7 protein-coding genes are annotated in these 2,885 nt (G+C 54.6%); 6 read left to right on the top strand and 1 reads right to left on the bottom strand.

Features of this window, described 5'->3' with window-relative positions; all coding sequences use genetic code 11:
• From tnpA (INT21_RS10930) to INT21_RS10910, 5 genes are all read left to right on the top strand, one after another.
• The coding region (tnpA, locus tag INT21_RS10930) for an IS200/IS605 family transposase (protein WP_193085180.1) at window positions 1–241 on the top strand (241 nt) is incomplete at its 5' end.
• 217 nt (window positions 242–458) lie between these two features.
• Window positions 459–716: a type II toxin-antitoxin system RelB/DinJ family antitoxin gene (locus tag INT21_RS10925; protein WP_192539860.1), complete on the top strand. Its 258-nt coding sequence runs from the start codon at window positions 459–461 to the stop codon at window positions 714–716.
• Entirely contained in the window at window positions 716–988 is a 273-nt protein-coding gene (locus INT21_RS10920) for a type II toxin-antitoxin system YafQ family toxin (protein ID WP_192539861.1), read from the top strand. The genes INT21_RS10925 and INT21_RS10920 overlap by 1 nt, the downstream gene beginning before the upstream one ends.
• 63 nt (window positions 989–1,051) lie before the next feature.
• Window positions 1,052–1,222: a type II toxin-antitoxin system RelB family antitoxin gene (relB, locus tag INT21_RS10915; RefSeq protein WP_225736367.1), complete on the top strand. Its 171-nt coding sequence runs from the start codon at window positions 1,052–1,054 to the stop codon at window positions 1,220–1,222.
• 49 nt (window positions 1,223–1,271) lie between these two features.
• A complete protein-coding gene (locus INT21_RS10910) occupies window positions 1,272–1,565 on the top strand; it encodes a helix-turn-helix domain-containing protein (RefSeq protein ID WP_193061155.1) in 294 nt (97 codons plus the stop codon).
• 17 nt (window positions 1,566–1,582) lie between these two features.
• On the opposite strand, the gene INT21_RS10905 is transcribed toward INT21_RS10910, so the two are convergent.
• Window positions 1,583–2,644 carry an RNA-guided endonuclease InsQ/TnpB family protein gene (locus tag INT21_RS10905; protein ID WP_193054205.1) on the bottom strand — a complete coding sequence of 354 codons (1,062 nt, stop codon included), beginning with the start codon at window positions 2,642–2,644 and terminating at the stop codon, window positions 1,583–1,585.
• A 21-nt stretch (window positions 2,645–2,665) separates the two neighbouring features.
• On the opposite strand from INT21_RS10905, the gene tnpA (INT21_RS10900) reads away from it, so the two are divergent.
• The coding region (tnpA, locus tag INT21_RS10900; RefSeq protein ID WP_193054206.1) for an IS200/IS605 family transposase at window positions 2,666–2,885 on the top strand (220 nt) is incomplete at its 3' end.

The raw sequence follows: 2,885 nt of genomic DNA, 5'->3' as shown, positions 1-2,885 counted from the left end.
TGGTGAAACCGATCATGTCCACTTGCTGGTGAACTACCCGCCCAAGGTGGCGATTTCAAGGCTAGTAAATAGCCTGAAAGGCGTTTCGAGTAGACGAATGAAACTACTGCACCCTGAATTGGTACAACCGGCCTACAGGAAAAATGCGTTATGGAGTCCCAGCTATTTTGCGGGAAGTGTCGGCGGAGCACCGCTGAGCGTCGTCAAGCAATACATTGAGCAGCAGACAAGGCCAGAATAGGGGACGCTTCGCGTCCCACGCTATCCATCCTCGCACTAGAAGTACGAGGTTTTTCGCGTTAACTGATAATTGCGCCTATTAATTATTTCGTGCGCACGAAATTTTATGAGCGGGGAACAGCGCAGCTCAGCCAGGTAGAGCGCCTCCAGTTGACGACGCCCCCTGATCTGCTATATTGTGGCTACATTGTAGCTACAGAGAAGAAGTGGGGGACACCATGAGTGCTGATACCGTCGTTCGAGCCCGCATCGATAGCGAAACCAAAGAACGCGCCACCGCTGCCCTGGAGGCCATGGGGTTGTCCGTATCCGATGCCATCCGCCTGCTGATGCTGCGGATCGCCGACGAGAAGCGCCTGCCGTTCGCTGTCCAGGTGCCAAACGCCTCCACGGCCAAGGCTCTGGACGAGCTGGACGCCGGCAAGGGCAAGCGCTTTGATAGCGCGGATGCGCTGTTCGAGGACCTGGGCATCTGATGCTGACCCCAGTCCGTTCCAGCCAGTTCAAACGCGATGTAAAGCGGGTCCAGAAGCGCGGCAAGGACATGGACAAGCTGCGGCGCTTGCTGGGCCTGCTGCTCGAGCAAGCTCTCTTGCCGGATGCCTACCAGGATCACCCGTTACGGGGGAATTGGAAGGGCTACCGAGATGCCCATATCGAACCCGATTGGTTGCTGCTGTATCGCGTAGAGGGCGACGAGCTACATTTGGCCCGTACCGGCAGCCATTCAGACCTCTTCCAGGAGTGATTCCGCTCCTGGAATTCAAGATTATCCGTATCGGTAAAAGGACCAGAAGAGGAGGGTGCGGCAATGCAGACACCACCAGACGACTACGCCCCACCTTATGCGCGCGAAGCGATCCTAGAGCATCTGGAAGACCTCGAGGACACCTATCTAGCAGAGCAGACGCTGGAGCGCCTGCGCCGCGGCGATGAAGCCACCCACTCACTGGACGACGTGGACAATTATCTTGAATTTTAAAAAAGTAAACCAATAGGAAGCAACAAACCGTCCAGTAAGGTAGGTTTTTATGGCTAACGAATGCTTTGACGATATTTGGGATGCGCTGGAAGATACCCCGCAAGAGGCAGTGAACATGCGGCTAAGGTCTCAGCTAATGAGAAAGCTGGTGGAGCGTGTTCGCTCTTGGGATCTCAGCCAAAAAGAAGCGGCGAAGCGCCTGGGGACCACTCAGCCACGTCTGAACAACCTCCTGGCGGGCAAGGTAAGCGCCTTTAGCCTTGATGCCCTGGTGAAGCTTACTGCGAGCGCACACCTTGTACTGAAAGTAGAGGTTGTTGATGAAGAGCTAGTCACAGCATGATTGACATCCTCCCCGCCCTAAAGGACGGGGATTCCCACTTCTGGACGCTCATGCCCGAGCGCAAGACTGAGGATATTCCGAGCCGCATTCACGTCTCGGTCGTGGCGCGCACCACACGCCACGCACTCCCAGTCTCTTAGTCGCAGCCCATTTACGCCCTGCGGCCCGCTGAGCGAGCCGCAAGCCGAACAGGCGCGGGTGGTGTAGGCTTCTCGCACTTCCTTGAACACGATACCTGCGTGATCGCATTTGTATTCCAGCATCGTTTTCAACTGGCCCCACCCGGCATCTAGCACGGACTTGGCCATTTTGGTCTTTACGAGTTTTTGTGAGCTAACATCGCCCACGATGATTTCACCGTACTGATTGACTAGACGGCGTGAGAATTTGTGCAAGGCATCCTTGCGGCGATTGGCGATCTGGGCGTGAATGGCGCGGGTACGTTTCTTGTTGTGGCTACGCTGAGCAATCGCTAGCTTTTCTTCCATGCCACGGTAGAAGCGGCTGTTTTCCAGCTTTTCGCCATTGCTACAAGTGGCTATGTCTTTCAATCCAAGGTCAATACCAACAGCGCCTTGCCCAAGGCTAGGTTTAATATCAGCATCCACGACAACATTGAAATACCAGCGCCCGCGTGCGTCCTCATTAAACGACGCGGAGCGAAACTTGTAATTGGACAGCCCGTAGCTATCCCATATCTTGAAGTAGCTGCCGTTATGGAATACCTGCCCATTCTTCCACTTGGCGGCGCCAGTATTAACGGGTATCCAGCCGAGTGAACGACGCACGCCGCCAGACTTTCGCCAGCTCAACCGAGACTTTTTGAACTGCTTGCGGCGAGTGGCGTATTCGGCGGCGATACATTGCAAGGTCTGGCTGTGCAGACCAAGTTCCTTGCCAGCGCCTTTTGTATACGGATGCAGGTCGTAGGCTGATAGAAACAGACCGCGCTCACGGATAGCGCGAGACGACAGTTCGTTCAGATAGTTCCAGCAAAAGTTCACGCTGCGCGCCATGCGGTTAAGCTGGGCGGCGTGCTTGTCCCTTACGCGAACCTTTAATGTCTTGGTCTGTTTCATGGCCTTGAGTATACTTGGTCTATGGACAGAATCAACTCAATCAGAACTGGCAGGCATTGCGTTTTTGAGATTCACGCTCACTTGGTCTTTGTGACTAAGTACCGTGGTCGGGTGTTCAATGTCGCACATTTAAACTCCCTCGAAACCCTGTTTAGACAGGTGTGTCGGGATTTCGAGGCGGAGCTAAAGGAGTTCAATGGTGAAACCGATCATGTCCACTTGCTGGTGAACTACCCGCCCA

This window comes from Halomonas sp. 3F2F, from assembly GCF_014897805.1.
Lineage (GTDB): Bacteria > Pseudomonadota > Gammaproteobacteria > Pseudomonadales > Halomonadaceae > Vreelandella.
This window is presented reverse-complemented; position numbering and strand designations above follow the sequence as displayed.

Excerpts from the sequence above, each read along its gene's own strand:
- INT21_RS10905 (WP_193054205.1), bottom strand. The coding sequence starts at position 2,644 with ATGAAACAGACCAAGACATTAAAGGTTCGCGTAAGGGACAAGCACGCC.
- INT21_RS10925 (WP_192539860.1), top strand. The coding sequence starts at position 459 with ATGAGTGCTGATACCGTCGTTCGAGCCCGCATCGATAGCGAAACCAAA.
- INT21_RS10910 (WP_193061155.1), top strand. The coding sequence starts at position 1,272 with ATGGCTAACGAATGCTTTGACGATATTTGGGATGCGCTGGAAGATACC.
- INT21_RS10920 (WP_192539861.1), top strand. The coding sequence starts at position 716 with ATGCTGACCCCAGTCCGTTCCAGCCAGTTCAAACGCGATGTAAAGCGG.
- relB (WP_225736367.1), top strand. The coding sequence starts at position 1,052 with ATGCAGACACCACCAGACGACTACGCCCCACCTTATGCGCGCGAAGCG.